General features: G+C 57.7%; 21 protein-coding genes. 14 read left to right on the plus strand and 7 right to left on the minus strand.

The features are described from left to right. Positions 1-1,344 precede the first annotated feature (1,344 nt). From IEX72_RS01310 to IEX72_RS01335, 6 genes are all read left to right on the plus strand, one after another. Positions 1,345-3,024: a site-specific integrase gene (locus IEX72_RS01310; protein ID WP_188785573.1), complete on the plus strand. Its 1,680-nt coding sequence runs from the start codon at positions 1,345-1,347 to the stop codon at positions 3,022-3,024. Between the two features lie 68 nt (positions 3,025-3,092). Then, positions 3,093-3,863 (plus strand): ABC transporter ATP-binding protein, encoded by a 771-nt coding sequence (locus IEX72_RS01315; RefSeq protein WP_188785574.1) that lies wholly within the window; start codon positions 3,093-3,095, stop codon positions 3,861-3,863. Positions 3,864-3,868: 5 nt separating this feature from the next. Further along, positions 3,869-5,098: an ABC transporter permease gene (locus tag IEX72_RS01320; RefSeq protein WP_229663694.1), complete on the plus strand. Its 1,230-nt coding sequence runs from the start codon at positions 3,869-3,871 to the stop codon at positions 5,096-5,098. Continuing rightward, positions 5,095-6,318, plus strand: a complete 1,224-nt coding sequence (locus IEX72_RS01325) for an ABC transporter permease (protein WP_188785576.1) — start codon at positions 5,095-5,097, stop codon at positions 6,316-6,318. Before IEX72_RS01320 ends, IEX72_RS01325 begins: the two co-directional genes overlap by 4 nt. A gap of 235 nt (positions 6,319-6,553) precedes the next feature. Next, positions 6,554-7,210, plus strand: coding sequence for a winged helix-turn-helix domain-containing protein (locus IEX72_RS01330; RefSeq protein ID WP_188785577.1), 657 nt, complete (start codon positions 6,554-6,556; stop codon positions 7,208-7,210). Beyond that, a complete protein-coding gene (locus IEX72_RS01335; RefSeq protein WP_188785578.1) occupies positions 7,210-7,683 on the plus strand; it encodes a hypothetical protein in 474 nt (157 codons plus the stop codon). Before IEX72_RS01330 ends, IEX72_RS01335 begins: the two co-directional genes overlap by 1 nt. 162 nt (positions 7,684-7,845) lie before the next feature. On the opposite strand, the gene IEX72_RS01340 is transcribed toward IEX72_RS01335, so the two are convergent. After that, on the minus strand, positions 7,846-8,127 hold the full coding sequence (locus tag IEX72_RS01340; RefSeq protein ID WP_188785579.1) for a hypothetical protein: 282 nt from the start codon (positions 8,125-8,127) through the stop codon (positions 7,846-7,848). A gap of 163 nt (positions 8,128-8,290) precedes the next feature. Beyond that, entirely contained in the window at positions 8,291-9,544 is a 1,254-nt protein-coding gene (locus tag IEX72_RS01345; protein WP_188785580.1) for an RNA-guided endonuclease InsQ/TnpB family protein, read from the minus strand. Positions 9,545-9,742: 198 nt separating this feature from the next. Between IEX72_RS01345 and IEX72_RS01350 the strand changes: the two genes are divergently transcribed. Beyond that, on the plus strand, positions 9,743-10,204 hold the full coding sequence (locus tag IEX72_RS01350) for a GDP-mannose mannosyl hydrolase (protein WP_188785581.1): 462 nt from the start codon (positions 9,743-9,745) through the stop codon (positions 10,202-10,204). A 28-nt stretch (positions 10,205-10,232) separates the two neighbouring features. On the opposite strand, the gene IEX72_RS01355 is transcribed toward IEX72_RS01350, so the two are convergent. Next, a complete protein-coding gene (locus tag IEX72_RS01355; RefSeq protein WP_188785582.1) occupies positions 10,233-10,505 on the minus strand; it encodes an AbrB/MazE/SpoVT family DNA-binding domain-containing protein in 273 nt (90 codons plus the stop codon). A gap of 279 nt (positions 10,506-10,784) precedes the next feature. Here IEX72_RS01355 and IEX72_RS01360 point away from each other — a divergent pair, with 279 nt between their 5' ends. Then, a complete protein-coding gene (locus IEX72_RS01360; protein WP_188785583.1) occupies positions 10,785-11,858 on the plus strand; it encodes a DUF1616 domain-containing protein in 1,074 nt (357 codons plus the stop codon). 49 nt (positions 11,859-11,907) lie between these two features. Here IEX72_RS01360 and IEX72_RS01365 read toward each other — a convergent pair whose 3' ends face one another. Continuing rightward, the gene (locus IEX72_RS01365; protein WP_229663695.1) at positions 11,908-14,136 is read right to left on the minus strand and encodes a tetratricopeptide repeat protein; all 2,229 of its coding nucleotides are present in this window, start codon (positions 14,134-14,136) and stop codon (positions 11,908-11,910) included. A 92-nt stretch (positions 14,137-14,228) separates the two neighbouring features. Between IEX72_RS01365 and IEX72_RS01370 the strand changes: the two genes are divergently transcribed. Genes IEX72_RS01370 through IEX72_RS01380 form a run of 3 tightly spaced genes read left to right on the plus strand, consistent with a single transcriptional unit; the run spans position 14,229 to position 17,253 of the window. Further along, complete coding sequence (locus IEX72_RS01370) at positions 14,229-15,662, plus strand: DUF58 domain-containing protein (RefSeq protein ID WP_188785585.1); 1,434 nt, start codon at positions 14,229-14,231, stop codon at positions 15,660-15,662. Beyond that, positions 15,659-16,276: a hypothetical protein gene (locus IEX72_RS01375; protein ID WP_188785586.1), complete on the plus strand. Its 618-nt coding sequence runs from the start codon at positions 15,659-15,661 to the stop codon at positions 16,274-16,276. The genes IEX72_RS01370 and IEX72_RS01375 overlap by 4 nt, the downstream gene beginning before the upstream one ends. Beyond that, on the plus strand, positions 16,273-17,253 hold the full coding sequence (locus tag IEX72_RS01380) for a hypothetical protein (RefSeq protein ID WP_188785587.1): 981 nt from the start codon (positions 16,273-16,275) through the stop codon (positions 17,251-17,253). The genes IEX72_RS01375 and IEX72_RS01380 overlap by 4 nt, the downstream gene beginning before the upstream one ends. 6 nt (positions 17,254-17,259) lie before the next feature. On the opposite strand, the gene IEX72_RS01385 is transcribed toward IEX72_RS01380, so the two are convergent. The 3 genes from IEX72_RS01385 to IEX72_RS01395 all read right to left on the minus strand — a co-directional run bounded on the left by IEX72_RS01385 (position 17,260) and on the right by IEX72_RS01395 (position 20,709). Beyond that, on the minus strand, positions 17,260-18,237 hold the full coding sequence (locus IEX72_RS01385; RefSeq protein ID WP_188785588.1) for an AAA family ATPase: 978 nt from the start codon (positions 18,235-18,237) through the stop codon (positions 17,260-17,262). A gap of 13 nt (positions 18,238-18,250) precedes the next feature. After that, positions 18,251-19,354 (minus strand): DUF4350 domain-containing protein, encoded by a 1,104-nt coding sequence (locus IEX72_RS01390; protein ID WP_188785589.1) that lies wholly within the window; start codon positions 19,352-19,354, stop codon positions 18,251-18,253. A gap of 104 nt (positions 19,355-19,458) precedes the next feature. Continuing rightward, a complete protein-coding gene (locus tag IEX72_RS01395; RefSeq protein WP_188785590.1) occupies positions 19,459-20,709 on the minus strand; it encodes a glycosyltransferase family 2 protein in 1,251 nt (416 codons plus the stop codon). Between the two features lie 164 nt (positions 20,710-20,873). Here IEX72_RS01395 and IEX72_RS01400 point away from each other — a divergent pair, with 164 nt between their 5' ends. The 3 genes from IEX72_RS01400 (at position 20,874) to IEX72_RS01410 (ending at position 25,379) form a co-directional block, all read left to right on the plus strand. Continuing rightward, positions 20,874-21,947 (plus strand): hypothetical protein, encoded by a 1,074-nt coding sequence (locus tag IEX72_RS01400; RefSeq protein WP_188785591.1) that lies wholly within the window; start codon positions 20,874-20,876, stop codon positions 21,945-21,947. Between the two features lie 133 nt (positions 21,948-22,080). Beyond that, a complete protein-coding gene (locus IEX72_RS01405; RefSeq protein ID WP_188785592.1) occupies positions 22,081-24,267 on the plus strand; it encodes a PKD domain-containing protein in 2,187 nt (728 codons plus the stop codon). Positions 24,268-25,175: 908 nt separating this feature from the next. Then, on the plus strand, positions 25,176-25,379 hold the full coding sequence (locus IEX72_RS01410; RefSeq protein WP_188785593.1) for a hypothetical protein: 204 nt from the start codon (positions 25,176-25,178) through the stop codon (positions 25,377-25,379). Positions 25,380-25,400 lie beyond the last annotated feature (21 nt).

A 25,400-nucleotide genomic window follows, 5' to 3' on the forward strand; every position in this document is an offset into this window, starting at 1 on the left:
GAATATTCATATACTACGTGGTGGAACCGGGTTCCGACGAGGGGAGGAACTGTATGGGGGGATTCGACGGCAGGCCACTTTCCTTGGAAGCGCTCCTGTACACGTCGGTGAACTAGCGTAGTAGCAGGCTATAAGACTCTCTCCCTATCCAGTGCCACGTCGAATGGGGAATCTATATACGAAGAGTAGTTTACACGGAACTGTGAGGAACAGGTGGCGACGCCCCCCTCTCCCACGTCCGGTCCCCTTTCCCCACCAATCGGACGGCGTCACCTGCGCCTCACACCGCCACCTCACCAGCCAAGTAGAACGCCCTCGTACCCCGAAAATGACGAGGATCTCTACGACACGCAACGCGTGCGTTGCGCCTGCGCAACCACCCTGTCAACCCACGTGTAGTCGTAACACAGCCTTAACGCAGGTCGACGCGTCTCGAATGACACACCAGTACCACGAGGAGACCGTGACCCGATGATGTCGTGGCGTGATCTGCTCGCACGACTCACCCAACGCACGACACAGGCGGCGGTTTTCTACGAATGTCGGCAGTGCGGCACGACCCTGTCGTCCACCACTACGACGTGTCCAACGTGTGGTAGTGAGGAAATTGCCGAGTACGACCTCTGAGGAGTCGGTACGGATCCGTTGAGACGGAGTACGGCTCGTTCATTCCAAGTGCGTCATATTGGTCTGGTAGTTTGCTCGCTGTGTGGGAAGGGGGATGCGTGCCTCACTACGGAATGATATGCCGGACCGCGCGGATGAGAGTAAGGACCGTGAGTAACATAATGTACACTGTCACGTGGATACCGAACTGAAGCACGTCGCTGAGCGACGGGGAGGGCAGTTCCGCGGGCGAGTCTGTCCGGGGCGACGACGAGTTTCGTGAGTGGGCGTCACTCGTCGGGGCGTGCTCAGGTGAGCGTCGGTCAGGGTGTGGAGGGGCGGGCTGTGGTTGCGGGACCATATACGGTCGTTCACTACGCTGATCCTCAAAAGGTACGGAGAGTCAAACACTGGTTTTAGCCGACTTGTGGCGGGGTACGTCGTTTCGGTTATGTCTCGTGACGAGTGTGGATACTAACAAATACGTGATCGGGTGAGTTGTGAATCAATCCTTGTGGGGCGGACGAAAGACGTACGTCTTTCGTCGCTTGCGTACCGCCTTTGTGGTGCGGTTTGTGTAATCGAATAGCGATGGGCTTTGTCTGCTAATCACATAATCGCCGTACGGCAGCAGAATTGAGGATCTACAAATCCACAACGAAAACCAAACAATAAGATGACCAACACGATCCGTTATGAGGGGTAGTTTATTTACGTAACCATAAAGAAATTAGGTGTATGAAATGGACAAAAGAGAAATTACAGACGAGGATACCGGCGAAAATGCGGGAGGAGCGTCGGGCGCAGGGGTTAAATCCTGACAAGTGTCCGACGAGGCAGTGGCTCCGTGAGAACGGGTATAGCGGTATCGAAGGATTTGCTCGTCGAAACGATATGACGGTCCAGGACGTACTGATCGATATTTGCGGGTTCGACTCACGCTCGTCGAAACCGCTCGGGATTGAGGATGCCGAGGCACGCCGACTCGTGGAGGAGTGGCTTGATGTTGAACAAGATGTGTTCAAGAATTGGGGTGACTCCCGTGTGCAAGATGCTCGCACGCACGTCCGAACCTTAGTCAAGGTCGCCTACGAAGCGTTGGGGACCACCGATCTTGTGAGTATCCTCCGTTCGGACCCGTCAGTGGAGGCAAATAAGCTGCTACAGTTGTTCAGGGCACTCAATACGCATCTGGAGTCACAGGGTGCAGCGTCGAATTACACGCGCAGTTTGGAGCGGTTTGCGGAGTACCTCTCGTTTAAAGAAGAGATTGAGAGTCACAAGGTTGGCGAGTTGCGTGATAAGATGGGGTACACGTATGAGCGAGAGTCACCCGAGCACAGGATGGTAGCGAAGCAGATCCGAGAGTGCTGGCGTGCGACCGAATCGCTTGAAGAAAAGGCTCTCGTCGTAGTCCTCTCGTTATCCGGGACGCGGCGAACCGAACCGACTGACACCACGGTCGCAGATCTGCGTCTTGACCGGGCCGACCCGTACATCGTGTTTGATGAGGATCGGAAGACCGGTGCGGCGACTGTCCCGATTATGGCGGGTGTCGAAGTACTGGAGAAATGGGTGGACGAACTCAAAGAGACGGAGCATTGGGATGGAAAATGGCTGTTTCCGAGCAAGAAGTCCCAAGACGGGTCTCGGGGGTCTGGGTGGGTGAGTAATACGATCGGTGAGATTGTGGAGCGTGCCGGAATCACCTTCCCGGACGGTGAACAACCGACATCGAAGCACTTCCGTTCGTTCTGGTATGAGCATTACAGTGAGGCCCGGCTAGCGTGGCTGAATAAGCTTGAGATCATCGCTGAGGAACAGGGCGTGTCGTCGGCTGAGATTATCGACAAGCACTACCTGACAGGGAAGGCCGAGCGTGATCACTTCCGGCACTTCGCCCGATCACTCTTCGCTGCCGTGTTCGGGGATGAACTGGTACGCGATCTCAAAGAGATGGAAGACGCGCGTGAGGAGGAGCGCGACGAGATGGTGCAGCGGGCACTTGACGACTACACCGACGAGCTCCGGGCGGAACTACAGGCTGCTGACGATGACGCGGATGACAGTGCGACGGATGGCCCGACGCACGAGTCACCTGTTGCGGCGGAGCCGGTCAGCGCCTGGACACAAGCTCGTGTTCGCGCTGAGCACGCTGCCGTAGCGGCGTCGGATGTCGTTGACGGCTACCCGCCGTCACCACGCCGTGCTGTCGGGATCGCTGTCGGACTGGTTTGTTGGGCAGCAATCATCGGAACGATCTGGGGGATGTCAGGTGTGTTCTACGTCGACCCGATCAGCGGAGCGTACAGTGCGTCGCCAGCAACGATTACCGGTCTCGTGCTTGGACTTGTTCTCGTCGTGGTGGATCTCCCGGAGTTCACCCGTGCTCAACGTGCTGGGGAGAATCACCCTTAGGAAATCCGTTCAGTATAGGAAGAGGTGGAAACATATATCGGGGTGACATTTGTATCAGCGTATCGAATATGGTCCCTGGTTCGAATGAGTCTCCCTCCTCTGTCTTGTCTGCGCCGCAGAGTGACGTGCAGCCTGTGGTTGAGTGCGTGGGTGTGACGCGGACGTTCACGCGCGGGGGGAGTAGCGGGTGGTTCACGCGAGGGGATGCGGCTGCGGAGACGGTAACGGCTGTTGCTGACGTGTCGGTGGCGATTACGCCGGGGGAACTGGTTGGGTTGGCGGGGCCGAGCGGGAGTGGGAAATCGACGTTACTGCACTTGCTTGCCGGGCTTGACACGCCGACATCGGGAACCGTGACGCTCGCTGGTGTGGAGACGAGTAGTGTGTCGTCGCGTCGCCGGACGCGGTTACGACTGGCGAACGTCGGGATTGTGTTCCAGCATTTCCATTTGCTGCCGTCGTTGTCGGCACGAGGGAACGTCGCAGCGCCGCTCATCGAAACAGGACGGTCGAAACGTGAGCGTCGACGGAGAGCTGAAGCGTTGCTTGAGCAAGTCGGGTTAGGTGATCGGGTCCAGCACAAGCCTGGCGAGTTAAGTGGTGGTGAGCAGCAACGCGTGGCGGTGGCGCGCGCGTTGGCGACGGATCCAGCGCTGGTGATTGCGGATGAACCGACGGGTGAGCTCGATACAGAGACCGGAGCGCAAGTGTTGAATCTGTTAGCGGAGGTGGCAACGGACCGGGCGGTCGTCGTCGCCTCGCACGATCAGCAAGCGTTGGATCGAACGACACGGTTGCTGCGGCTGCGGGATGGCCGCGTCACTACGGTTGAGGGGTGATGGGTGTGCGTGCCCGTGTTCGTCGCGTGGTGGCGGTGCTTGGCCTCGGTGTTCGTCGGTTGCTCGGGAAGCTGTCGACGCGGGAGTCGACGCGGTTACTGTTCAGCGTGACTGGGGTTGCGGTGGCGATTATGTTGATGACGACGGTGTCCGGGGTTGCCGTCGGGTTAGCATCACAGAGCGCGGTGCAAAGCGAGAACGTTGATTACTGGGTTGTGCCGGAAGGCGGCAGCGTCGACACGATTGCTGTGTCTACCGACGGCCCGAAACTCGGGGATACGCACCGTCTGGCTGCCGAGTTGAGTCGTGATGAGCGAGTGTCGTATGCGACACCGGTCCTGTTGCAAGTGGTGCCGGTCCCGTCGGCGGACGGCCCGCAGTACGTGTTGTTCCTCGGGGTTGTCCCGCCGCGTAACGCGACACCGACGATCGCTGGGTTACCGACCGCGCGACTCACACCAGGCGACCCGTATTACGCTGACGGGCAGTATAACGGGACGTGGACTGGCGAAGTCGTGGTGAACCCAGCGGCGGCGAACATATTGAACGTGACATCCGGGAGTGTCGTCGCGCCGCGCGGTACTGATCGGAATTTCTCGGTTGTTGGTGTGTCCGACGAGCAGTTCACGACTGGGGTCGGGGTGACGCCTGTCGCGCTTGTGCATTTAAGCGAGTTACAACAAGTGACCGGCGCAACAGGTGGTGATGCAGCTGATCAACTACTCGTAAGTACGAATTCGCCCGGGGTACAGCAGCGACTCGAAGGTGTGTACCCGAACACGGTGGTTGTGACGCGGTCCGGGATCGCTACGCAGCAGGTGTCGACGTCAAGTCTCCCGGCAGCGATGGGAGTGGCGGCGTTGTTGATTTCGCTGGTCGTCGGGGTGTTGTTCACAGCGACGATGATGGGGCTTGAAATCACGAACGACCGGCAAACACTCGGGACGTTGACGGCACTCGGGTATTCGAGCCGGTCACTCGCAGTCCTGGTTGCAGCGGAAACGGTGACGCTCGCTGTCGTCGGTGGCGTGGTCGGCGTGGGACTCGGTGCAGTCGGGATCGTTGCTGTCAATCGACTCGCTACGTCAGTGTTCGGCGTCGAGTCCCTAGCAGTGTTCGAACCGGGCCTTCTCGTGTACGGGCTCGGTGTCGCACTGCTCATCGGGCTGCTTGCGACGCCGTACCCGATCTGGTTGTCACACCGCACTGACCCGTTGGCGGTGATCCGCCGATGACCCCTCGGCGGCTCCCCGCTGTCGTAGGGCTTGCCGTCGCGCAACTCCGGCACGACCGAACGCGAACCGTCCTAGCAGTGCTTGGCGTGACACTAGCGGTCCTCTCAACGACGTTGCTTGCCGGGACCGGGATCGGTGTCGTACAAACCGGGCAAGAACAGTTCGATAACGCCGGGCGTGACCTGTGGATCACTGGCGGGCCGGTACAGTTCGCGCCGACACAAGTCGGTGGGATTCAAAACTCCGTGTACGACGCACACGAGACAACTGCGGAACTCCAACAACGCGAGGGGGTTGCCACGGTTGGCCCGTTGTTATTCCAAACCGTGTACGTGAGCCGGACTGGCGACGACTTCCAACGACTCGCAGCGATGGGGCTACCGAGTAGTAACGGTGTCGCCGTCTCGGAAGGCCGCGGGTTTGCGAACGACAGTCACTACGCCGATGGGACGTACGACGGCCCGATGACCCACGAACTCCTCATCGATCCGCGTACAGCCGAACTGCTGAACGTTGAAGTCGGCGACACGATCTACGTGGGCGGGACGTTAGCAACCGCCCGCGCCAACGAATTCGAAATCGTCGGGATCTCCAGCACCGGGAGTCAATTCCTCGGCGCCCCAACTGTGACGCTGCCGCTCAGTGAACTGCAAGAAATCACTGGGAAAACGGCGACCGACCCGGCAACGATCATCGCCATTACGACGACAGACGGGACATCCCCGGCACAGCTCGAATCCAGGCTACAGGAGGCATACCCCGAGTTAGACGTGCGAACCAATCGGGAACAGTTACAGGCGACGTTGGAACGGCAAGCTGTCGTGCTCGCTGGCGGCGTGAGCCTCATCGTGCTCGCCGTCCTCGCCGGGCTCGCGTTAACACTGAACATCTTGTTCTCGATGGTGTACCAGCAACGCCCCGAGTACGCCGCGTTGAAAGCGCTCGGCAGCTCAACAACAACAATCGCCGGGACCGTGTTCACACAAGCGCTCATCGTCGGGCTCCTCGGCACCGGGATCGGCCTCGCAGCGACGATCCCGCTGGCCGACGCGTTGAACACGGTTGCTGTCGCCGTCACCGGGTTCGACGGTGTTGTCCGACTCCAACCGCGCGTGTACGCACTCGGGTTCGGTGTCGCCGTCGTGATGAGCCTCCTGAGCGGGGTACTAGCGAGTTGGCGGATGGCACACGTACGACCATTGGACGCCCTCCGAAACTGACCGAGGGTGTCATCGAATACGTTCCCACACTATACAGACATCTCTCAGAACAGGAGTTTCAAGTACCACTCTGCACACCTCATCTCGGTAGATGTGTACCTGAAATGTAGTTTCTCTAAGATGCGTGAACCTTACTACGAATCTCTGTGAAATCTGAAGTGCCTCAATCTAAAGACCCACCACACAGATATGTGTGCTAGTAAAATATATCTGTGTCTAGGCAGAAGCATAGTGTATGACCGGTGAGCCAGCAGCTCCTGACGGGCCCGACGAGTTCCCTACCGAAGCGGACCTACCGGACGAACCGGTAACCGTGGATGATATTGACCCGTTCACTGTGGATGACGATGACTTTGCGGACATCGATGACTTCGCAGCCGCAGAATGGAAACAAAACACCACTGCGGACGAACGAATTCGCACGGTGATCAACAGCACAACGATTCCGAAATCTGCGGGCGACATCGCAGAGACAGCGCTAGTCTCAGAAACAAAAGCCAGAACCACGCTCAACAAGCTTGCTGAAGAAGGTCTCGTTCGAAGTCATCAGACTAACTCTGGAAAGCTGTACGATCGAGACCCAGAGTGGCACCTTCTCAAACAGATCAGGCAACTCGCCGGTAGCAACACGCTTGTCGATCAAATCCAGCGAGTAAAACAAGAACTCGCAGAGTACAACGCCAAATATGACGCACCCGGCCCAGAGGAACTCCTGATTTCAGACAGGGAACTCAACCAGAATGAACTCGACGACATCTCCCACTGGCGGACAGCCGAACGGGAACTCAGCCACCTCAGAGCGGCCTACCGCCTCAAAGAGGCGAAAGAACAGACATACTCCATAACTAAATCGGGAGCCAGACAAACGGGGAATCAGCCCCCGCTCCAGTAATGGGGCTGGGGGACGGCTCTCCAATCGATTCGGAAGCGATTGATGAGAGCGTGGAGCAGATGCGCCAACAACTCGGTAACGGAGTTGTCAACGTCCGATTCCGGTATCAGAACGGTCACCCGTTCACACAACGGGACGGAGAAGATCTCAGAGCGGCACGAGTCACTGTCACCCCCGGAATCCACGAGCGAGGTGGGTATTTCGATATTCAGTGGTGGGAAAATGGGGACTACAAGTACCACTATCGGGAGGAAGGATTGGAATTCAGGTTTGGGCGCGAGGCGGCGAATGAACCCACCAATAAGCCAGTACATCATTTTCATCCGCCGCGCAATCTCGACGCACACACCCAATCCTGTATCGGGATTGAACAACCACCGAAACTTGTCACAATTGCTGTACTGAAGACGTGGTGGACAGCGGTCGAGAATGGGGATGAGAACTTGGTGAACGCGCAGAATGGCTTGCCGTAGTTAGGACAGCCTACGCAGTCAGTCGGGTTTTCCAGTCTGTCTTTGGTCTACATAACACCAGAGATTCAGAGATTTTTCCGCTCCATTCGCAGGCCAGATTTCACGGCAGATCAGGTGTAAGATTATAAAAACCACTGTGACAAGCGTGTTATCCCATCCTACTTAGAAACTGAACGTAAACTCAACGGGGAGCAACTCTAGGATCCGCCGCAGGACGATATAGCCGAAGACGGCGAGTCCTCCGACGATCACCCACCGTAACCGTCGGTGCCACGCTGGACGCATATTCACCGGCGTCATCAACTCAGTCACGACCAAGAGCCCGATGAGCGACGTGACGAAAAACACCTCTAACGTGAGCGCATCCAACAGCGTCAACCCGAACAGCGCCGTCAACATCCAGGCAAGCACATACTGGACAAACCGATGCGGCGTCGGCGGCATCGTATCAACACAGGATGCTACTACGGTTTATATTGCCGGGAATTCGACGATGAGATGTCAAATCGTGGACGGAGACCAGCTGTAAACTACCCCACCCTACTCCTTCGGCGCATACGCGCGCCTCAGTTCTTGAGGATGGGGCTTTGATGTGGACTCCCGGCAATCAGTCGCCAGCAATAGGCTGGTGACTCTCGCCGTTCACCGTCCCACCATTTATACGCACGTCTACTGGTGCGTCTCCACCCCCCGACGTGGGCGAGGAACGGAGTTTGTGTTGTCGCTTCCGGGCGTACCGCACGCCAATGTTCTTCGCAGCGTTGTAATCCGCGTTCACTTCGTAACCACACTTCACACAACAGAACTGTTCCCCATCACGATTTGATTCGTGCGTGAATCCACAGTCCGTCCGAGAACACCGTAGGGACGTGTGGTTCGGCTCGACTTGCTCCACGGAAATACCCCGTTCTGGTGCCTTATAGGAGACGTACTCGAACAGCCGTCGGAACGCCCAAACGTGATGCCATTTCGCCTGCGGAAGCCGCTCACGGATGTCGGTTAAATCCTCAAACACGATCACATCGCAATCGTGTTCGACGGCTTCCGAAACGATCTCGTTCGCAACCGTGTGAATGTACTGTTTTCGCCACGCTTCTTCACGCTTTCCAAGGCGAAGCAGAGCGTTGTGTGCGGCCTGCGTGCCGCGCTGTTGCATCTCCCCCCGTCGCTTCTCGAACTCACGGCACCAATGGTCGTAGTCGTCTCCCTGCCAGAAGCGTCCCGTTGAAGAGACGGCGAGGTTGTTCACGCCGAGGTCGATACCGAGGACTGTTTGGTGCCCGGTGTCTGCCGAACCCTCAACGTCGTCTCCCCCGCCAGAACCGGCTTTCCGTGTGGTGATGTGGACGTAGAACTCGTCGGTCACCGTGTCGTATTGGAGTGTACTTGCTCGGAACTCGTAGTCTTCGGACAGTACGTACTGTTCGTACGGCGTCGGACTGTCCGATGGGAGTTCGTACTCACACTCGACACGACCATTGACTGTGGAAAGTGAGATTTTGTTCCGGTAAAACGTTGCACTCCGCTTGTCGTAAAGCATACTCCACGACGTGAACTCCGGTTGGCTCACACGCTTCCCCTGCTTCCACCGTTCAACAACGCCTTTCGTTGCTTGGACGGCGCGTCGGATGGCTTCTTGGACGAGGTTTGCGGTGAGATCAGTTTCCTCCCGCAGTTCTACATAGAGCGCGTCACGCGCTGTCGTATTCGCAGTGACGCACTCCGTGTAGGAGGATTCATCCCAACAGTAGTCTGCGGCACGGTTAGCGCAGTAGAGGAACTGTCGCGCGGATTCGTGGAGATCGTCGCGCCGCTCATCAGGAACGATGAGTTTGACTGGTGCGGTTCGACGCACCTCCATATTTCAGATTATTATCTAACGGTACTTATACTCTCGGGAGTCGGGTGGCAATTGTCCTGTAGTTGCGTCATTTTTCATCGGTTTCCTCTCCGACCTACTCGCTCGCTTACCTCGCTCCTTGAGGTCGGAGGCTCCACCTTGTATTATGCTGAATCCCTGACTCGCCACGGTAATGTATCGTGACGTGTGAGAACGCGTATGTCCGACCACTGGATTCCACCGGAAGACTGGGCGACGATTGTAGCGAACGTGCCGATCGTATCCGTTGATTTGCTCGTCAAGCACGACGATGGAGTGGTATTGGGAAAGCGGACGAATGCCCCGGCGAAAGGCTACTGGTTCGTTCCTGGCGGTCGAGTGCAGAAAGGCGAAACGCGGCGAGAAGCGGTTCATCGCGTAGCAGCCGACGAACTCGGCGTGTCGGTGACGATCATCGAATCACTTGGTGCGTTCGAGCATTTCTACGGGACTTCTGATGTTGATGGTGTTGAGAGTAAACACTACCTCGCAAACGGGCACGTTGTTGAGGTTTCTGAGGGAGAGGTAACCACCGACGAGCAGCACGACACACTACAGGTCTTTCAGTCGCCGCCTGACCCGTTCCATCAACACATCCGCGCGTACTTCGACGCCGCCACGACACTCCCGAATTGGTCTTGAGTAGGGTGGGGGTGTCATAGAAAGCTTGTCACTCCTGATCAATCGACCCAAAGAGCGTTTCTCCGGCATCGGTTGGTGTCGTGTTCTCCCAACTCTCCCGGTTGGCTGTTGCCGTCTCTAATTTCGAGCTCGGTTTGGGGTTGAGTTCAAGAACCGATCCAACAAGGGTTGCAGGAATGGTATCGTTCGATTCGATTCCTAATCGGTCCCGAACCGCTTTTGGAAGTGTTACCCGTCCCCGATCATCCACTCTGAGGGTGATTTCTTCCCCGCTGTCGGCTTTCAACGATGTCTTTCCCATTTTAGATCACCTATTTCCCACTACTTTGCTTATATATAAAATACGTTCGTCATTTGAAATGCTGATCAATTCGCAAACGCGATATGATGGGTGATTCGTTCCCCAACCCGTGAAACAGACACCCACCTTGGTACCTAAGTACGCTCCTCCCGGAAAATACGTATCGGCAACAGACCGGGACGACACTAGGAAGAACGCATTGATACGTCTCGTACAGGGGTACCGCGGCCCTGAGCGGAGAGCGCGGAGTTTATACTTGTCAGGTGACTGCTTCGGGTTATGGCACAGGGGGCGGGTCGGGACGAGGGCCTGGAAGCGACGGTGCGGCAGCTTCCAGCGGACCTTGCGTTCGTCCTCGGCATCGTCGCGCTCGCCGTCGCGTCAATTTTTGTCCCTGTAATCAATCAGTCCCCGATCCGAGTGCTGTTCGCGTTGCCGGTGATGCTGTTTATTCCCGGGTACGTGTTCATCGCCGCGTTGTTCCCGGAAGCCGGAAGCAGCACGGACGGGGACGACGAGACGACTACTGCTGAGCGTTCAGCCACAGCATCTGCGGAGCAATCGGTGTCAGAGACCGCAGCGGCGATTGCGGCGGAGCGCGGGGGAATCGACGGGATCGAACGCGTTGCGTTGTCGTTCGGGACGAGTATCGCTATCGTACCGCTCATCGGGCTCGTGTTGAATTTCACGCCGTGGGGGATTCGCCTCATCCCGATTGTTGTGAGTCTCACCGGGTTTATCGTTGCAGCAACGTACGTTGCCGCTCGACGGCGACGCGCAGTACCGCCGGACACGCGGTTCCGGGTGCCGTACCGTCAGTGGCTGTACGCAGCACGCAGCGAACTGTTTGAGCCCGACAGTCGGAGTGACGCTGCACTGAACGTGCTGATGGTGTGCAGTATTTTGCTTGCGACAGCGAGTGTCGGGTACGCTGTCGCCGTTCCGAAACAAGGGGAAGCGTTCACCGAGTTTTACCTGCTCACTGAAACCGACGATGGAGACCTCGTCGCTGATAACTACCCGGACGAGTTCGTCGCTGGGGAAAACCAGACGTTGACCGTTGGGATCGGGAACCACGAACACGAGTCCGTGTCGTACACCGTCGTGGTGCTTGCTCAGGATGCTGTCGTCGAAAACAATTCAACAACCATACGCGCTGAGCAGCAGCTCCGCCGGTTCCAACCGCAGGTGGCTGATAACGAAACGTGGCAGCGGCAACACACTGTCGCACCGACACTGACTGGGGACAACATCCGGTTAACGTACCTGCTGTACCGCGGGGCACCACCAGCTGATCCGTCAACAGACAACGCGTACCGGGAAGTACACCTGTGGATCACAGTGCGGCAATAAGATCGGACGTGTTTCGCCATCAGAGAACCGGGGCACACTCGAATCGGTGTCAGTCGATCTGGTCTTCGAGTCGGGTGAGAATCGTCTCGATGTCGCTGTCCGGAAGGGGTTCTGGTCGTTCGGTGTACGTCGCTCGTTCGTACGCTGCTGTCAACTCATACAGGAACTCGTGAGCGGAAGGGTCTAATTCGGTGTCGAGTGTCCGGTACAGCTCCCAGTGTGTTAACGCGGGGTTCAGATCGAACGTGTCGACGTATTCGTGCCGTAACGCAACATAGCTGAGTCGCACGGCAGCAGTGGTTCGACCATCGGTTTGTGCTGTTCGAGCGCGGTCAAGTATCGCTGATGGTGACAAATCAGTCAAAACATCAGCAGTGATTGCGGAGTCAGAATTCGTCGTTGCAGAACTATCAGAGTTCAGCGCGTCGGGGGTCGCTGCACGTCGCCGCCACGCAACGACCGCACCGCTGAGAACCAGTACAGCGAGTCCCGCGTATCCGGTATGGCGAAGTGATTGGGACGGCGGCGGCGTGTAAGTGAGTGTTGCTGTCTGGGTTATCGACTGGAGGTTCGTGCCAGAGGCCGCATACTGTCCGGTCACGGTGAGTTGCGTCGAGACGAACGGGAGTGACGACGAATCAAGGCCTGTAGGGAGAGACAGTGTGGCGTTGATTCGACCGTCCTCGTCGGTTCGCACGGTCACGGAGGCACTGTCTCCAACGGAAAGTGCAACCGGGCGGTCAGGGAGTGCTGTCCCGGTCGTCGTTGTGAGACGCCCACTGACGGTAACGACTGTCTGGTTCTGCTGTGTGGTAGTGAGAGTCAACTGCGTCGGTGTCGGGTCAACGTGAAGCGATTGTTCGTGCGTCGTTTGTCGCACTGACGTGTTCATTTGGGAGACGGCCACGGTGATGGTCCGTGTCCCGTTTGGAATCGATGCCGGGAACCGCTTACGTACAGTGAACTCGCCGGTGCTATTCGTTCGGACAGTTCCGATTCGGGTCTCGTCAATCGTGACTTGCACAGGGACAGCTGCTAACGACGTGTTGTTGGCGGAGACGTGCCCGTGAACGACGACCGTGTCGTTGAACTGTGCGCTGCGCGTTGCGGAGTGGATAGTGACGCTCGGAGTTACAGCGGAAACACGAACATCGATCTGGTGACGGACTGATTCGTATTTTGAGGTTGGTGCAGGTACGAACCGCACCGTTGCCGTGCGGTTCCCGGGTGCGACCGTGATTGGTCGAAGCGACGCGTTGAACGTCGCGTTCTCCAGTGTCGTCTGCACGACTTGATCTCCGAGTACGAGTTCGATCGTCCCATTCGGGAGTCCTGTCGTGTTCGCTGATAACTGCCCGTGAACACGAAGGGGACGTGTTGGAGACGCTACCGCTGTCGCGTTGACGGTGAGATTTGTACTTGTTGATGCTGCCGCTGTCGTGTTGACAGTAAGGTTTGTACTTGTTGACGCTGATGCTGTCGTGTTGACAGTAAGGTTTGTACTGACGAACGTTTCATTGCGAACAGTTTCTTGAAGCTCGGTTAACCGGTCTTGTGCTCTGTTCAGATTTCTTTTCAGCTCAGTCGTGTTAATATCCGTCGAGTTCCCTAATTTCTCGTAGCGTTCTGCAAGTTCTGCAGCTGTCTCGTTTCCCTCCGCAGCAGATTGTAACAAGTCACGAGCGATCTCGCGAGCGCGGGATTCGTTCCCATTCGCCCGTGCGAGTTGATACTCGCTGTAGTTTGCGCGTGCATTCCGCGCTGTATCAATTAACTTTCGTTGCTGTTGTACAGTAAGATTGAGTTCGCGTGCAACCTCATCGTCCGTCGGCGAATCACTACCGGCGGCGACCTGTTCATACTGACGGAGAAGTTCCGCGGTATTTCCTTGAAGTTCAGCTTCCGCCGCATCGAACTGGCGAGCCTCAACCGCGTCTGAACTATTTATTAATCGACTCCCAATTCGGGCTTCTAATTCCGACAGTACAACAGTCTCGGTTGACTCGCTTGCTGGCAGGTCCGGGCCGACGTGCCGATCACTCGTGTTGGACGTGTTAGACGTGTTTGACGTGTTCCCCGAAGTGGTTTGAGCGAGCGCGCCAGCAGAGACCGACATCAGTTCCTCAGCCTCACTGGATAAGGTTGTGGGAGTGTCCGCCAGGGCGGTTGCACCGACTGGCGCCGCCACCGCGTGGATGACAAGCAGCATCCCGAGCACGACAGCAACACCACGAGTGACAGACATCCAATCAGATACGGAAAGACAGTCAGCGGGCATAACCTCTTCGCCACAGGGAACGGTACCCGGAGAACCCACACGGAGTGGTGAGTTCAGGTAGATTAACGGTGACGTGGGGGCGTGGGGTAGACGTGCACCGGACGGAACGGTACTGGAGTGTACTTGGTCTCGCTGTGTTTTTCGGCGTGCTCGCCGTCATATTCACCAATCCCGAGTTTCTGCTGCCCGCCGCCGCGTTACTCGCGTGGGCACTCGCATCCGAACTCGTGTTTCGGCAACGCACACAGCGTATTTCGGAGACGCTCCAAGTCTCACACACGGTTTCGCAACCTACTGTTCGTCCGGAGCAACCGATCGACGCGACGACCGCAGTCCACCTGTCCGAGTCCGTCAATACCCCAGTGACCGTCCACTCGAACTATCCAGCCCATGCAATCCACATCTCGGGCACCTCCGAACAGGACCTACCAGCAGGTAGTACAGACCTCACGCTCACGACAGAGGTCTACTTCCCGTTCGCTGGCAAGTACACGATCGGACCGGCCACAGTGTCCGTATCAGACGCGTACGGACTCTTCGAGACGACCATTACGTCGACAGACACGGCGACTGTGACGGTCGACCCGGACGAACCAACGGATCTCCACGTCGGGCAAGCCGGGGAGCAGTTCGCCGTCACGTTCGGTGAACACGGATCCGGGAACACCGGGCCAGGAATGGTCCCGGCTGGGATGCGTGCGTACACACCGGGCGATCCCGCGTCACGCATCAATTGGAAAGCGACCGCCCGGCTCGACGACGTGTACGTACGCGAGTTCGAAATCGAAACCGTTCGCCCGTTAGCGATTCTGCTTGACACCCGGGCGCCACCGGCAACAACCCCGGAAAATGACCCTGTCGAGTACCGTCGGCACATCGGGACTGCGCTCGTTGCCGACGCGGCCTCACACGGCGATCCGGTAGGGCTGTACACAATCGACAACCACGACGTCGAAGCATCCCAGCGACTCAGCGCTGCGCCTGAACAGTATCTTAAACTCCGGGACCGACTATACACACCCAGCCAGCGCGAAGACACCGACGAGACCGACCCGACAACCGGTGTGCGAACGACGCCGCTGGACATCGGAGTTGCCGCCGACCGATTACGAACCGACGAGTCCGCCTTCGGCGCGCAACTCACACCGTTTCTCCGCGGGACAGCAAGCCAGACTCGGCAGATTGAGGGGGACCCGTTGGTCCAAACTGCGCGGACATACCTCAAGCGACACGGGCAAGATGTCCGCGTCGCCATCATCACCGGCGACCAGCACCGAGCCGAACTGTATGACACAGCGAAACTCGCCGGGCAACTCAGCCCGGAAGTCCTTGTCTTCATTACGCCTGCAGTCCTTTTCGAAGCGGACGACATCACAGCGATCGACGACTTGTACAGTCGCTACGCAGCGTTCGAACGATTCCGAACCCGTCTTGACCGGCTTGACAACGTCACGGCCTTCGAAGTCGCACCCGGAGCCAAACTCCAAGCGGTGATCACGGACGGGGTGACACACGCACAACAATGAGTTCCGGCTCACAACACCCACAGTCGCCGGTAACGTCACTTTGGACGCGGCTCCGTGTCGGCCCGACCGCGTCACTCACACACGCAGCACGATGGCAATGGTACGAAGTCGCGTGGGCGCTCCTGCTTGTCGCGTTGTTCGGCACCACTGGACGCATCGTGGAGATCGTCGTCGCCGTTGGACTCGTCGGTGTATGGCTCCTCGGCCCAGCAATCAGTGCCGTTCTCGCCGGGCACTTAGCCGTCATTGCACTCGGGATTCTGCCATCCGCCGGGTGGGCGCTGGTTGCGACGGAACTTCTCCTCATCGGCCCGGTACTCATCGAGTGCGCCCTCCTCGCACCAACCCGTCGAAGCAGCGCGCAAGCCACCGGACTCGTCCTTGTAGTCACAGCGATCGCCACTGCCAGCGTCTGGCTCACAACACCGCTTCTCCAAACTGCGGGTCTTGTGGGAGTCGCGTACGTCGTCGGCGTCGGCGGAGTGTACATTCAGTCCCGGTCGCGCGACTCGGACACGAACACCAGTCAAGATCCCTCGGAACCTGCGGACACGACGCCGCACGGGGACGCGCCCACGGCGACAGACACGCCCGACAATACTACCCAAAAATGAGTTCTGACCACGTCGAATCCGAAACCGACGCCGACACGGACCACGGAAACGAAACACCCACAGAAACAACCACCACAACGGAAACCGACACGGCAACTCGGGATCCCAGCGACGGGACAGCGACACGCGACGAGTTGCGGGGACAACTCGAATTACTGCAAGCTGAAAACCAGCGGTTACGTCGGGAATACGTACGCGCTCGGCAAACGAAGTATCGACGCACAGCGCTTGGACTAGTGCTCATCGGCGTTGTTGCGGTTGGCGGCGGGGCACTGTTCCCCGGGAGTCGAGACGTGTTACTTGCGTTAGGAGGGAGCGCGCTCGTTGCTGGGATGCTCACGTACTACCTGACGCCCGAGGAGTTCGTTACCGCAACAGTCGGTGAAACCCTCGCAACCACGCTACAAGCCACGTACGATGGGCTTCGGGCAGATCTGAATCTGCAAGGCAAGCCGGTGTACGTCCCGGTGACAAGCGAGAGTGCGGCGGACGCCCGTCTGTTCCTCCCACAGCACCACGACTACACGATCCCGGACGAGGACGCCCTCCAACGAACGATCGTCGTGCCAGCAGAGCCGAGTCAACGCGGGCTCGCTGTCCATCCAAGCGGGGCGAAGTTACTCGCTGCGTTCCGACGTGCCAGTGAGTTCGCCACCCAGCCCGAGCCGAATCCGGAACGGGTGTTCGACCAGTTAGCTGACGGGCTCGTCGAACAGTTCGAGTTAGCCGATCAAATCACGCCAACCGTCGAAGCCGACACGCGGTGCGTGATCGCTGTCACCGGCAGTACGTACGGAGCGCCGGACACGTTCGATCACCTGCTTACGTCGTTCGTTGCGGTCGGCGCTGCCATCGCATTCAACACCCCGACTCGAATCACCGTTCAACGCGTCGACGACCACGACTTCGTCTTCGAATGCGCGTGGAACACGCAAGACACGGACGCGTCGGACACGCAGACATCCACGACAGAGTAACTCAAGCTACTCGTCGCGTTCGTCAGGCACCGCTGCAGCGATGTCGCCGCTCGGTGCGTCGATCGTCTCGAGCACTGCTTCGACCGTGTCCACACTCGTTGTTTCGCTCAGTTCCGCATCCGTATTTAACACGAGGCGGTGTGCGAGCACATCAACAGCTAAGTGTTTCACATCGTCAGGAACGACGTACCGACGGCCTTCCACCGCCGCCCGAGCCTTTGCGGCGTGCAGTAAATCAAGCGCTGCCCGTGGCGACGCTCCGATCTCGGTTTGAGCGCTGTCACGCGTGGCCGTCACGATCTCCAACAAATAGTCTTTCACTGGCTGGGCGACGAACGTGTCCGCCACGGCCTGTCGAGCCGAGGCAATGTCACCGGCATCGATAACCTGTGTAATTGTCGCCGGGCCGAGCTCCGGGTCGGAATCGAACCGGTCAAGGATCGTGTGTTCAGCCTCAGTCCCCGGATAACCGACACGGATTTTGAACTGGAACCGGTCGCGTTGCGCTTCCGGGAGTTCGTACACGCCTTCCATTTCCAGCGGGTTCTGCGTTGCAATCACGAGAAACGGGTCCGGTAACGCGTGCGTTTCCGTTTCGATCGTCACGTGTTGCTCACCCATCGCTTCTAGCAACGCACTTTGCGTTTTCGGCGTCGCCCGGTTAATCTCGTCAGCCACGACAATGTTCGCAAATACCGGGCCGCGCTGTACTTCGAACTCACCTGTTGCCTCCCGGTAAATCGTCGTGCCAGTCACGTCCGCTGGCAGCACGTCTGGCGTCATTTGAATCCGGTTGAACGACAGTCCGCTCGCTCGCGCGAACGACTCAGCCGTCACGGTCTTGGCGATCCCCGGCACACCTTCAAGCAAGACGTGCCCACCGGTTAACAACGCCAAGAAGAGGCGTTCGACGACAACTTCGTTCCCGACGAGCACGCGCGTCACTTCGTCGTGGATCGTCTCATACAACTCCGTCGGTGACATCCCGTCGTGTTCTTCACTCATCAGTATCAAGTGCCGCTGATTCGTTCAAGCGCTCCATACTCTCTGCGATCCGTTCCACACGCTCAGTATCCCACTCTGGGTGCCGCTCCGTCAAAAATTGGACGCGTTCACGCGATGTAAGCACGACAGACTCCATTGAGGACGACCGCATGAATCGTCCGACCACGTGCGCAGCAACAGTACTGAGCCGCTGTTGAACGCCACGGTGGGTCCACATAACGGCTGCGAGACAAGCAAAGCCGCCGAGCACGGCTTGTGCCCATACCGTCCGGTGCAGCCACAGCCACAGCACAACCACCGGCGGCGTGCCCGGCGCGTGCGAGTAATCAAGCACCACGCGATCGTGCGAGTCAAGCAACCGGGTGAGCAACGCCTGGTTCCCCGGACGCTCCAACATTTGATTGATGAACACACTCGAATCACTCACGACGACCACGCGCCCCGACCCAACCTGTTCACTCGACGCCACCGGGTACGACCGGAACCGCTCGCCACTGTCTAACTGTTCGTTGCCATTCCGATCAAGATACGCGAATGCAGACGTGTTCGCGATCGCTGTTCCGTCGGTCGACCGCAACACCGTCCCGCGGTTCAACGTGAATTCGTCGACACCACGAAGCGTCGAGTTGTTCGCCGTGTCTGTAATCACGGGCAGTGCAGGACTCCGGTAGTACTGCTGTGGATCCCGAAGCGGACGCCCGTCGAGACGGGCAGACACGCCAAGCTGTGCTAACAGTTGATTGGTTGCCGTCCGTCGATCCTCAGCAATTAGGACCGTCCCGCCACGAGCCACGAACGCACGGACTCGCTGGATGTCAGCCGCAGTGTACGCGTCCCGCGGCGCCTGAATCACGACCAGCGTCCCGTTCCCAGCAAAGCGATCATACGCCGTCGCCTCAACGACGACTGGCGGGGCAGATGACTGTGCTGCAATCGTACTGCGGGCTGTGCTCGTCCCGTCCCAGTCCGAATTGTACGGGGCCAGTGTCGCTGTCGACGTGACAGCCGCAGCCCCTACTGCAAGGACAAGTACGACGAGAAACCCTCCGAGCAGCACCCGCGGGGTGATCGCTGCCAGAAGCGACTCGTCGGTCATAGCGACCCGTTCTCGCTGTACACAATCAAGCCATCGACTACACCCAAACCAATTCCGTATACACCGAACACGTGTAGAGTGCCGACGATCACGAGCGAAGCGAGTTACTCGTTGATCGCGCTGATGAAGAAGCCAGCGAACACTAATTGAATACCGAGCACGATTGCCGTGAACCCGAGCAGATCCACCTGCGGGGAGGGAGACGGGATCTGTGAGAACCCGCTTGACGCCCAGCCGGAAATGATAAGCGCAGCGTATGTCACTCCAGCCCCGAATAACAGTAGTCCAAGGGTTGCAGTCCCGCCGAGGCCCACGGTTTGCGTCAGGAACCGGGACAGCGGATCCGTGCGTGTACGGACCGGGCTTCCAGCAGCCACGGCAAACCCGGCGAGGCTGGTGACTTGGACGCCAGTCAAGACGAGCAAGCTGCCAGCGATCGCCGTTCGAATCCCGAACGTCGCACCGCCAAGTTCAACGCCGCTCACAGACGCCGTCAAACACAAGACACCGACGAGTGCCAGTACGATCCCGGGCAGCGAGAACAAGTAACTCGGCGCGTTCACAAGCATAAATCGGAGATGCCGCCACCCGTCACTGAAGCTTTCCAGCGTCGCCTCGCCTTTCCGCGGGTGATACGTAATCGGTTCCTCAGCGATCGTCAACCCGCGGCTACTCGCCTCCATCAGCATCTCGCTTGCAAATTCCATCCCATCGCTTTCAAGTTCAAGCTGCTCGATCGCCTCACGAGCGAACACCCGCATCCCGCTGTGTGCATCACTAATCTCTGCGTTATAAAACGTGTTCAGGAAGCGAGTGAGAAGCGGGTTCCCGACGTACTCGTGGAGCGCTGGCATCGCCCCGTCACGGATTTCCCCTTGGAAGCGGCTGCCCAACGCGATGTCTGCCTCACCGGTTGAGACGTGATAGAAGAGTTTCGGGAGTTCAGTGAAATCGTACGTCGTATCCGCATCACCCATCGCCACGTACTCCCCGCGCGCCCGCTGGAACGCATACCGGTACGCGTACCCGTACCCGGCACCGTCCGGTTCAACAACGATCGCCCCGTGTTGCTCGGCGAGTTCCGGCGTCCGATCTGTCGAACTGTCACTGACAATAATTTCTCCGTAAATCCCGAGTTCATCCAGCGCTTCCCGGATCCGTTCGATACACTCAACAATCCCTTCCTCCTCGTTTAGCGTCGGCAGAACAACCGTAAGCGTCGGTGTTTGATCGCTGGATTCATCGAGTAACCACCCAGTGCTTGACGCGGCAGGAGTAGCGTCAGGCGCCTCTAGGTGTGTCTCGTGTGAAAGTTGTTGGTTCTGCTGTTCTTCAGGTTGTTTATCGGTAGACATTATGTAGCGCTGGACTGGACAGTGTTGACAATCGTCGGATTGTACGCCCCTTCCCCAATATTAGGCACTGTATACTGCGTGCGAGTCCACTTACATAATTGTGTTGGATGGCTGAATAATTCGAATAGGTGGCTTTTTACTATGCGAACCGTACCGCTCACAGTATGCGCCTGAGGTCGGTCCTCGTAACAGCGGCTCTTGGACTCGTTGCTGTTTCCCTCCTTCTCACGGCAGTGACTAGTCCCGTTGTCGCTGACACCGAGTACGAAATTAGCGTAGAAGGAAGCGTTGACACGCCAACACGAACCGTTGAACTCGAAGGCGCCACGTACAACGTTTCAGCGATCGGGAAAGCCCAATCCGGCGAGAGTATTGATGTTAGTGTCCAAGCACCAGACCCTGATCAGGACTACAACGTGTACCTGTACAATTCTGATCGCCAGATCGTCGAAGGTGAGTCAGGGGAAGGGAACGACACAGTAACGTTTGACCTTACCGACTTAGACGCGGGGACATACGTGTTTGCAGTGCAGGAACGAGGTGCAAATCAAGTCATTCACCCTTTCGTCATCAAAGGATTCGACACCACTATTGACGCACCTGCGTCCGCTACTGTCGGTGACGATGTCACGGTTGACGTGACCACCGATCGACTGAGCGATAACGCAACGAATGACCGTGTTGAAGTCGTGATCGCTGGTGACGATCAATTAACTCGAACGACGGCTACTGGAAGCGACGATACCTTCACCGCAACGGTAGACACCGGTGGGCTCGACCCAGGGTCTTACCGTGTCTATGCTAATATCCGGGGGGAAGAAGTTGTCTTCGATGAACGAGTTATTTTCGGGGTTAGCGACGCGCAAACACTTGATTTAGAGGAAGCAGAATCGGATGATTCCGGAAGCAGTGGGGGAGTTGGCTCTGGAAGCCAGACCACGACAGCTGATCCTGCGACAGGCACGGACCAGGCACCGACAACCTCAGCCGATTCAACCACCTTGGAACCAAGCACTTCGACGCCAACCAGCGACCAGTCAGTTACCGATGATACCGCTCCGACATCCGGACAAGCCAGTGACGGGACAGGAGAAGATCCGACGACAGAGACGGCAGAGGTTCTCTCGCCCAATCAGTCACAGACCACGACTGACACGGTCATTCCAGGCTTTCAACTCTGGTTGGTCGGAGTTGTCAGCCTCATATTTGCGCTCGTGGCCAAACTATCGGACATCTAAACTCCGTTAGCTGGTTTCGGAATACAATCCAGGACGCTCATTCTACACGCACACTCGACTGAGACGCCGGTTAATATCTCCCTACTGCCGTATAAAAACTTAATTAGCCACGGATAACAAGCCTAATTGACAAATGCGAACTAGCGCCACCATCTTTGTCGTGGTGTGTCTGGTGATCAGCACCATCGCCTTCACACCCACCGCGTCAGCAGGACCACCGGGCAATGACCAAGTATTCAACGTCAATGACGATGTCGACGCTTGGGAACGCGCCATCTTCCCGCTCCGTGTTGATTACGATGGCGCAGCCGAATCGGTTGAAAATCCGCGGATCAACGCGGAAGGAACCGGAATCGGAGAAAAATCCTTAGCGAAAGGAAAAATGGTCGTGTATGAACCAGGGGATGAGATCGGCCTGTCATTCATCTCTGATCGAGCTGTCACCGGTGATTTGGACAATGACAACATCACCGTCGTCGCAGCGCGAATGACAGGTGGGAATGAAGGCGACATCCCGAATACCTTCTCAGAAGCAATCGATCTACTCTCAGAAGACAACGCGAACGATAACGCAACGTTCGAATTTGTCGCCGAAAACACCAGTCTCGACAGCGCCGGTGATACTGAAGACCTCTCATACGAGGCGTCGCAATCCGGCCATTACGTGTTCTTCGCAGTCTCGAATTTCCAATCGGGCTCCAACGGAGTGAGTATCAACAACGGCGATATCTCCTTTACTGATGTGACCCTGCTGGGAACCGATGCGGTGTCTGTTCAAGAGGGGTCAGCTGACGTGTCACAAACCACCGAGAATCCGCAGCCCGGTGATGACATCACATTCGACGTTGATGCTTCGGATGAACTCGGAACCAGTGACGTGACTCACGTCTTAGCCGTCTACAACAAATCAGGATTCACGGACTCTTCGCACACGATAGAAGTCGATTCAGATGAGCTAGACAGCGACTTCGATATACAGAATAACAGTACCTTCGAGCACTCGATCGCCACCGTCGACGGGGTAGCTGATGTGGAAGACGGTGCGTCAGTCAACGGAATCGGGCTCGCTGACGGGCGTGTCTCACGTGCCGTCGGAGCCGGTGCGATGATTGACTTTATCGCCGAAGATCTTGACGGGACCGCGCCTGAAACCACCGCCGTTGAACCGAAATCAACACTGAACGCGTCAATTGACGCCGATGTTGACGAAGACGGCGAACACACCCTCACCATCGAAACAAACAGTGACTGGGAAGACGGGACGTACCAGTACGTCTACCTCGGCACACTAGGCAGTGACAAAAGCTCGATCGCCACTAACGCTGGTACCTTCGAAATCGGCGCCGAACCGGCTGACGACGACGATGACGGTCCCAGTGGGCCCAGTGGTGGCGGCGACGATGACGATGACGATGACCCGCCAGAATCGATTCAGGAATCGATTGACGAGATCGGCGCACAGGCGACGAATGTAGAGGAAGCGACTCCAGAGATCGATACGGAAACAGGCACGGCGACGGCAACGTTCGAGACATCGGAGAACGTGGAGTCGATTACACTCGAAACCACGGACTCGTCCGCCGAAGTGACGGTGACGGATCTCGATCCGGAAACGCAGACCACCAATCCGGCGCCTGGACAGTCGGTATCGCTACAGGACATTACCGTCACAGGAGCTGATGGTGATGCGTCAGACACGATCAGAACGGTCCGGTTCCGAATCTCGAATGCACGCCTGCAGGAACGCGGGACGACTGCGGAGAACCTGCGGGCATTCAGGCTCACCGGTGGTAGTTGGCAGCGCTTAGAGACGAGCGTCGCCCAAGAAACCGCCGACGGTGTAGTGCTTGAAGCTCGGGCACCCGGAACCTCAATCTTCGCTGTGAGTGCAGTGACTCCCCCGGAAGCATCGCTATCCCTGAATCCGACAACAGCTGCAGTCGGCGAGGATGTCACGCTGTCCGGCGTCGATTCGAGTGATGAAGACGGTGAGATCGTCTCCTACGAGTGGAGCGTCAACGGACAGACGTTCTCCGGCGAAACAGTGACCGTTTCGCTGGATGAACCCGGAGACTACACGGTTGAACTTACTGTGACCGACGACAGCGGTGAGACTGATACCGTCACCGAGACGCTCAGCATCACGCAGGCTGATACGGCGACACCCACACCTGAGCCGGAGCCGGAGACAGACACTCCGGCTACAGAGACTGAGGTCACTACCACCGACACCGGAACCCCCGGCTTCGGGATCATCGTAGCAATCATCGCTCTACTCGGCGCTGCGGCGATGATCGGACGGCGGCGCACAGAGAATTAACCGTAGCGACGACAACGTTTTTTTTTTGACTCCCGGCATCGGATTATTATTTAAACGAGGGGATTACCGAACTACGAAGAGAAAGCCTCGCCGGACCCTGTTCGGTGGGCGAAAAGTTACCAGCGAAGACGTGGGATTGACCCGCTGTCTCGTGCTAGAATCCTCGCCCTTCCGGGCAGGGTAGATGCCAAGAGATGCTCGTAATTGGGTTAATCGATTCTTTTGATAGGCGCAGTATGGTATTGAAGCAGCGGCCCAGATCGTTTCTCGCTGATCAAATGAAGTGTTTCGGTGTCCTAGAGGTCTCTTGATTGTTGTAGTGAACCAAGCTGTTGTTCGCTACGGCAATCATCGGACTCGCTATCCATCCTGAATATGCTTGCAATTCAGCATCACCACCCATCTGGAGGTATGATATCAGATCCTTCTTCAGCTCTGAGACCCGAGGACTTCATCCGAATCGGTAGTGTCTGAGCGCCACGCTCCCGGGTTTTTATAAGTAAAGCCTCGCAAATCAAGGCTGAAACAGGCCAAAATCCGGGATATGGCGTGGAGGTTCGGGGGTGGTGACGAATCCTGTCGTTCGGAACGGCGGGCCTTCCCAAGCCACTAGCCCGGGTTCAACTCCCGGCTGGCGCATGTTCTGCCGAGCGCAGTGAGGCAAAGAATCGATACACCGGGACTTGAATCGGGGAGCGAAGCGACCGTGGTTCAACTCCCGGCTGGCGCACTCCCGGTGGTCGTTTGCCAGCCGATGTCACGCTCGCTGGCGTTGCCGGGGCGTAGCGCCGACGTCCGGCGGGACCTTCGGTTCGGCTCAGCCCACGTGACTCCCGGCTGGCGCAGTGTCTACAGCGTCTGTTTGAGCCTTGCGTGGGTTCTTCACCGTGAGGGTCGTACCGGAGTGTATGACGTCGCAGTCGAGAACGCCGCTCTATCCGGGTTTCATCGTCGCTGCCGACATCGGACTCGCTGGGGGACTGTTCCTGATCGCCCCGGTGCTCGGAGTCCTGATGGGTGTCGCTGCGGTGTCGGTTCTCCTCGCAGTCGTGCTCGGAGCGGGTGGACGCGGTTCGCTCGCGCTCCGGCCGGCGACACCCCACGAGGGGTGACACTCGACAACGGGAGTGCGA

The sequence above is a fragment of the Halobellus salinus genome, assembly GCF_014646875.1.
GTDB classification, from domain to species: Archaea; Halobacteriota; Halobacteria; order Halobacteriales; family Haloferacaceae; genus Haloquadratum; species Haloquadratum salinum.